The sequence below is a fragment of the Arthrospira sp. PCC 8006 genome, assembly GCF_046480465.1.
GTDB lineage: Bacteria > Cyanobacteriota > Cyanobacteriia > Cyanobacteriales > Microcoleaceae > Limnospira > Limnospira platensis.
In genome coordinates this window covers 1-6773 of record NZ_PKGG01000250.1, presented here as the reverse complement: position 1 = coordinate 6773, position 6773 = coordinate 1, and the positions used below count along the sequence as shown (strand labels likewise).

Here is a 6773-nt window from a genome sequence, read left to right as displayed (position 1 = left end):
TTTCAGTCACATCCTTTCCCCTTATAGGCATACGCTTACACTTTTCACTACTCAATAGACACAACACTACTGAGAGCCTAACAGGGGTTTAAACGTTCCGTTTATATGGGCATTCCATCTTTAGATTTGTTCTATCCACCGGGGTACTTAAAAAGGTCTGTGTAGGTAGTAAATACAACTTCCTACTTTTCCCCTTACCCTTTTGGGCGCAGCGTATCAAACCTATTTCGCTGCTTAATGCTGACGATGGTTCAAGCCGAACATTCGGTTTCCCTAATCATGGATGGTTGGCAGTGGTCGCATCTGGTAGTAGGTTCTACTTCACGCCTTCCGTTCCCCGCTTCAATCCTGGGTTTGTGATTCCCAAAACTGGGGGTGGCTATCGCCTTTACTCTTTCCCATAATCGCCCCAAGTGGATTTTACTCCTCCTAAGTTCACCTGGACGGTAAATTTTGCGATTTTTTAAAATGGGATTGACCTTGAGTTTCCTGCCTTGCTCGTTTTAAGCCCGAGCGTTGGAACATATAAACAGTTAAGGGGTAACTGGGTTGAATCAGTTGATTCCCCTCTAGGAGGTTATTTCGAGCATTGCAGCCATATTTCACTCCTAAACGTCTCGCACGTATTTCCCATAATAGCTAATCATGACTTGCTGCTTGGCGCGGGTGGCTGCGACGTGCAATAAACAGCGTTCCGCAGTAATAAAGCGGTCTTTGGAAACATCGCATCGATAGATAACCGACGCGATCGCCTCTAATTTAACAGCCGGAAATCAAGACTTGGGGGTTTTGAGAATCCCCTCCATGAGCGGTAGTCCGGTAGGGATTCTTTCCCACCGGACAATATCGCCTACAAATATGGCGATTTTTTAGGAACGACTAATCTGAAATCGAACCGTGTAATCCCAGCTAGACCAACCCATAAAGCTGTTTTTCTTAGACATCTTCCACTCCCGCACTTCATAAGCCGGTCCTACGGCAGAAATTTCCAATTCGCAAGCACCGAGCAAATCATCTTTATCAAAACTTGCGAGAATGCCAACGCCAGTTGTTGCGGCTGAAAGAATCGTCCCAGCAAGGACTCCGTAGGGTCCGGCAGCAGATACAGCACCGGAAACCATACTGCTAATTGCTCCGACCGTATCACCGTACTTAGACCAGTCTTTTCCAGCATCTTCATCATAAGCTTTCAGTCCACCTTTGATGACTTGTCCTGGCTGAAGATTGCCGTCAAATAAAACGGAATCTCCGGGATTAAATGACTTTCTTTGCTTGTCATTGATTTTGATAGGGCGGGTCAAAATTGCTTTGGTGACGTCACCACCGACTAGGGCACCGACAAGATAAAAATCATCGGCTCCCGTAACATCTTCGGTATCGGCACAATACACATCAATTAATTCAATCCTGATACGAGTCATACATTTTTCCTTTGATTAGTTTGTCGAAGTAGAGATTTGTTTGATTCTTTTCTCCCTTCTACTAGAAGACGATTCTCTCTACCAATTTCTGAATTTCTTTTTTTAATTTCTTTTTTTTCGCTGTTTTTGGTCCAAAAATCGAAAATAGCGATCGCTGCTTTACATGACCAGTGCCGGTGCCGGTAATTGGCTGTAAGCCAGAAGCCCGGTTTCTCACCAGACTCAAAGAAGCCCGGTTTCTCACCAGACTCAAAGAAACCAGGTTTATTTGAGAAACCAGGTTTCTTTTTTTTAAAGAAATCGGGTTTATTTTTTGCCCACAAATGGGCTGGGTTTCCCATAATAGCTAATCAGGACTTGCTGCTTGGCGCGGGTGGCATCGACGTGCCATAAACCGGGTATCGAAGTAATAAATCGGTCTTTAGTAATATGGTCTGGTCAGTCATTTAAGTACCTTTTTGGGGGTAAAATATTATCATTTAATCCCAGTAATAGAATCCAGTAAAATTGTAAACCTTTTACTCGGTGCATTGTGCCGATGCGGATGCCTTCATCTAAGAGATTGTCCGGTTGATTTCGTTTAATTCGTGTAATTGACGATTTGATAATTGCGCCATGGCTGACTCGTACTGTTCCATAGCGCGATTTTGTGCGAAACACCATGCCAACTCGCGATGAATTGCGATCGCCAGTATTCCCCTGATTTTGCAAGGTTGTTAATAACTCTTGTAAATAGGAAATTTCCTGCTCAAAAATCTTGAACCCCTTGACAATGGGGGCATCGCCGTGCATGATTGAACGGTAATCTTGCACGTGAATCTACTCCGCCATCTAAATCATCGATCACCAAATTTTCCAGAACCGCTGTCGCCCATTTGCGAGTTTCGTCCGTAGTGCGATAATTGAGGCGCAACTTCTTAGACCGTCCGCGAATATCAATATGGCAGTCGCCAATTAGATGACAATTTGCCCATAGATGCGTTGGTGGGCATCTGCGACCAAGAATATATCATTGGCTGTTGGGAGACCCGCGATCGCCCTAATTAACTCAAATACCCCTTTACTCATATCCTGGGCTTCATCCACAATTACCGCTTTATAGGGGAGAATTTCTCGACCTTTGGCGCGGATAATCGCGCATAGCATCATACATCGCGTCATTAGCCTCGCGGTATCCCGCTTCTCGTAGCAGGTTGCGATACTCCTCAAAAACCAGCCATATTCCTTGTCGTGCTTTGACGACTCAAACGGGTTAAGCGACCAATGCGACGGGAACCTAGATAATCGCGCTAGAGTTTGGCAGCGGTTTTGTTGTAGCACTTCCTGCCATTCTTCCCGATAAAAACTTAGGGGAAATCCTAATTCTGGCGGCGCTAAAGTATAGGCTTGTTGCCAGAGGTCATCCGTTTCGTTATTGTACACGATCCGGTTTTCGATGCCCTCCTCTTTGAAAAAACTTGTCACCCAAGAGTCTAGGTTAATTACCCGAATGCGTTTCATTACTTCCGGGGTGCAAATGGTTTTCAGGTTGTTTTCAATATCGATCGCTAAATTTCGGATAAACGTCGTAAACAAAAGGCGATCGCTCGTTTTCGTCAAGCGATTTTCTGCCAACCATTTCGCCCGGTGCATCGCCACCACAGTTTTACCAGTCCCCGCCCCACCGAGTACCCTCACCGCCCCATTCCAGTCTCTTTCAACTAATTTCCGTTGGGTGGGATGAAGGAAAACCCGCCATTTTTCCAGGGGGGCTGCTAACATTTCCTCTAATTCTGTGTCATCGGTGATTACCATAAACCGACAACGGCTGTCCTCATTGTCTAGGGCTGCTTCGGTGGTTATCCGGGTCGATATTATCTTTGGGTTCTGGCCAATGCAATTGTTGGAAAATATCCGGGAGGGGATAGCCAGCAGCTAACATAAAAATCCCGTCGCTGGCTTCCTTGGGGAGATGGGGCAAAAGTTCTTCCACCCATACGATCGCTCACAATTTCCCGCACGGCTGGGAGTAAAATTTCAGGAACCCCCAAACGCATTAAATCCCGATCGGCGATCGCATCAAAGCGTTTAGGTTGGGCTTCTGGTTGCTGGTGACTTTGCTTGAGTTTTTCCGTAGTCGCTTCTACTTGTTCAACATCGATAATTTGCACCTAAGAAAGAAACCTGGTTAATTTGGCAGACTTTTCGCCGCGCCCATTGATAAGCAACCTGCATGTTTATCAACCCATAGCAATAGATAGGTATTCCCCGTTTCCGGTTTCAGTACGATCGCCCGATAATCTAAATCCACCCGCACAGATTTTAGTCGTTTGTCTCGACTCCCTATGGAGTTAAGCGATCGCTTTTACGCTACCACGATCGCTTAATAGTTCATATCCCGCTTGGGGTCCGGGCCAGTTTTCCTGACTCATGCGACGGGTGGCGGGAAAAAGACTTTCTTCGATCACTAATTCCCTTAACTCCTCCCAACGGGGGTCAGTGTTTTCTAGGGGAGACTGGACTACAGAAGAAAGGAGTAGCTAGGGATATCTCTGGGACAGCGTTGGTGGTAATGGCGTAAAAATGGGGGAGGAATTGGTATAAATTCAGCGATCGCAATGCTTCGGGCCAACTTCCGGGGTCTTCGGGGTTGGTCGTCTAACTCTAAGCAGACGAGGCTACCTGTCGCGTTTTTTTCGTGGTTACGCTTCAGGTCTACTAGCGTAAAAATCTGTAATGACTCCGAAATAGATACCTCCCCAATGGCGTATGTGGGGGGAACTTCCCAAAGGGCGATCACTTCTGGAGATAGGCGAGTTTCCATCCTCCCTAGAAATTCTGGTGACCTATCATTGGGGGGACTCCCTTGGGCTAGAGTTCGTATGGGACGCCCACCTTTGCCAATTTTGCGCCTGGGGTTGGTCTAAATAACTCATTAGCCATGCAAAACTATCCTTGCTTTCCAGGGGTTGCATTCCCTCGCAGTCATATTGCTTATAAAATGAGAAAGCGCATTTCCGGAATTGCTGGTTATTTAAGTCCTCACGGAAACTGTCCGGCGGGGGATTGGGTGCGGGCTCCGGGCTGCGGTTAACCTGTTTCTTCAATCATCCCTTAACGACCAACACCAAAATCGACCACTACGGACGATCGCCTGACGTTGTTGGAAGTCTTCCTTAATGCGATCGCGATGATATTCCCAACCGTCTGTAAATACCACCACTGGTAAACTCTCCACCCGACTCGAAGCCGGACGCATGATAAAATCCGCCCGACAGGGAATGGTTACACCATCTTTTTCGTCCAGCGTTACTTGAGTTTCCACAATCCAAGCACTATTTTTTATTTTGATAAAATAGGCTGTTTTACCATCAATAATCTCTGGTTTCAGCACTAAATCAGTTCGCATTGATAGCGCCTTGATAAAGTTTCTCTCTATCTAGTTCACTCTCTAAATTGCTATTAACTTGAATCGCTGATAAACCTTCCGAATGGTCTTTTAATTCACTCCAATGATTCAGTAATTTTCCAAGTAAATTCTCCGCTTTTTCTGGCTAGTATAGTCTTTATAAAAACTATTCCAATAAGCAAAAATACATTGATAGCACCCGTCTTGATGCCTTTCTTTGCAACTACAGGTTCTCATCTTTTCCAAGGCTTGCAGAAATACCTCTTGTAATTCCTGCGGCTGGCGAATTAATTGCCGGAGATATCCCGTCCCTCCCGGTATGCTATCGAACAGATATAAAAACGATTTGCGGAGGTTGCTTTCCGGTTGCGGTTCTTCGCTAATGGTCGTCCGGAGGTGGTCTACTTTCCCCCGAAACTTCTCTTTTAAGCCTAATTGAAGCGCTGCAATAAACGAGTGCAAACCTTCCAGAGTCCAGAAACTTTCATCCGGCATTAAAAACCGGATTGATTATGATTCAAATTCCCGGTAAAGATACAGCACCTCGATAGTTTTTACCTGGTCGGGTTTGTCCCGCCACTGACAGCTAATCGCGTGATTTTGGGTGTGGTCTTTATTCCTATCCATTACTTTACTATAAGGCAAACTGTAAAGCCTTTTGTCGTAAATTTTTTACCCGCAATTTCCACCGTTTCCCCCGTGGACAAAGACTCGCCTAGGTTGATTTTGCGGAACTTCGTGCGGGAAATATACTCGAACCGAAAGAGAAAGGGTGATTAATCAAAAAAGTTTGTTCGCAGAATTCCGGCAAAAAATCCACTAATAACTGTTTGTTGAAAAATCTAATTTTGCAGCTTTTACTATCATTAATTAGGCGACTTTTTTAGCCTAAAGTAGTTGCCATAAATTGCCATAACCGCAGCATAGTGAGCAACCTGCCTTTATCACTCCATAGGGTATCATTACATCGCGGGCAGGTTTTTGGATGGGCTTCTGGTTGAAAACTCTCCGTTGCATAACTACAACTTCGACAAATTCGCCACTCTTGCGGCTCCGATAATTTGAGGTCTATTTGGTCAACCTTTACTCGTCTTCCTTCCGCATAAAAAACCCCGCTGGGTACTAATTCTCTAATCGCCACCTGGCTGGGGCGTTCATAGGTCATGGTTAGCACCTCATAACGCTTACCATTCGCCCCTTTTTTTTCCCGCAGTTTCCGCAAAACCATTGACCGTAAAGTTACTCCAGCTTCCGGGAAAGCATAGTTGGGGAGCAGTCCCTCGTCCGTCAAAAAGTTAAAGATATTTTTGTTGTTGATATCTCGGATAATTTCCCGGAGTCCCTCTTTTTCTTGTTCCATTTCTGCCAGCTTTTCCGGGTCTTGCAGGTGGGTTCCCCTTTTTGGGCTTTGATTTTTTTGGTGAGGTTGACGATCGCATTACTAAAACGATGTCGTTCTTTTTTCATTCCTTCTAGGCGGTTCAAAATGCGCCAGCCTAGTCCGCCGATTTCCCCTTGTCCCTGGTGCATGAACTCCTCAATTTGGGCTTGAGTTTCTGGGGTAATGGTATCCGCGAATAAATCTATAAATTCCCTCAGTAATTCCCCTTGCTGGCTGTCAATGAACCTTAGCCAATTGTAAGGAAATCGATTTTGGGCTTGATTTTGCAGATGGTTTAGGATATCATTAAGTTGGGGAGAGAATCCTTCCGAGTCTAACCCACTAGCCACCCAATTATCTAGGCAAAACGCCGTCAGTTGTCTCTCTAAAATCGCCGCCGCGTTTAGATAGCATCCCGAAGCGTCTATCCCCCCTTATAGAATTTGGGCGGGGTCGCTGTAGAAGAATAAATCGTGGGGTTTGGCGTTGGCAATTACTCCCACTAAGGCATTACCGTCTCGTCGTCCGGCGCGACCAATGCGCTGCTGGTAGTTGGCGACGTTGGGGGGGAGAGAACATAGGA

Annotated in this window: 10 protein-coding genes; all 10 read right to left on the bottom strand. The window is 45.8% G+C overall.

The window, feature by feature from the left end:
- Window positions 1–869: 869 nt before the first annotated feature.
- On the bottom strand, window positions 870–1421 hold the full coding sequence (locus tag B9T16_RS23915) for a hypothetical protein (protein ID WP_152088367.1): 552 nt from the start codon (window positions 1419–1421) through the stop codon (window positions 870–872).
- Window positions 1418–1762, bottom strand: a complete 345-nt coding sequence (locus B9T16_RS23910; protein ID WP_353912578.1) for a hypothetical protein — start codon at window positions 1760–1762, stop codon at window positions 1418–1420. Before B9T16_RS23910 ends, B9T16_RS23915 begins: the two co-directional genes overlap by 4 nt.
- A gap of 97 nt (window positions 1763–1859) precedes the next feature.
- Window positions 1860–2213 (bottom strand): hypothetical protein, encoded by a 354-nt coding sequence (locus B9T16_RS23905; RefSeq protein ID WP_410245946.1) that lies wholly within the window; start codon window positions 2211–2213, stop codon window positions 1860–1862.
- Window positions 2214–2375: 162 nt separating this feature from the next.
- Complete coding sequence (locus tag B9T16_RS23900; protein ID WP_410245945.1) at window positions 2376–3215, bottom strand: UvrD-helicase domain-containing protein; 840 nt, start codon at window positions 3213–3215, stop codon at window positions 2376–2378.
- A 59-nt stretch (window positions 3216–3274) separates the two neighbouring features.
- Window positions 3275–3571, bottom strand: coding sequence for a hypothetical protein (locus tag B9T16_RS23895; protein WP_410245944.1), 297 nt, complete (start codon window positions 3569–3571; stop codon window positions 3275–3277).
- Between the two features lie 350 nt (window positions 3572–3921).
- Window positions 3922–4224 carry a hypothetical protein gene (locus B9T16_RS23890; protein ID WP_006617311.1) on the bottom strand — a complete coding sequence of 101 codons (303 nt, stop codon included), beginning with the start codon at window positions 4222–4224 and terminating at the stop codon, window positions 3922–3924.
- 279 nt (window positions 4225–4503) lie between these two features.
- Window positions 4504–4809, bottom strand: coding sequence for a hypothetical protein (locus B9T16_RS23885; RefSeq protein ID WP_014274263.1), 306 nt, complete (start codon window positions 4807–4809; stop codon window positions 4504–4506).
- A gap of 108 nt (window positions 4810–4917) precedes the next feature.
- On the bottom strand, window positions 4918–5304 hold the full coding sequence (locus B9T16_RS23880; protein ID WP_410245943.1) for a DUF1998 domain-containing protein: 387 nt from the start codon (window positions 5302–5304) through the stop codon (window positions 4918–4920).
- A 388-nt stretch (window positions 5305–5692) separates the two neighbouring features.
- Window positions 5693–6169 carry a hypothetical protein gene (locus B9T16_RS23875; RefSeq protein ID WP_410245942.1) on the bottom strand — a complete coding sequence of 159 codons (477 nt, stop codon included), beginning with the start codon at window positions 6167–6169 and terminating at the stop codon, window positions 5693–5695.
- Entirely contained in the window at window positions 6097–6540 is a 444-nt protein-coding gene (locus B9T16_RS23870; RefSeq protein ID WP_014274260.1) for a hypothetical protein, read from the bottom strand. Before B9T16_RS23870 ends, B9T16_RS23875 begins: the two co-directional genes overlap by 73 nt.
- Window positions 6541–6773 lie beyond the last annotated feature (233 nt).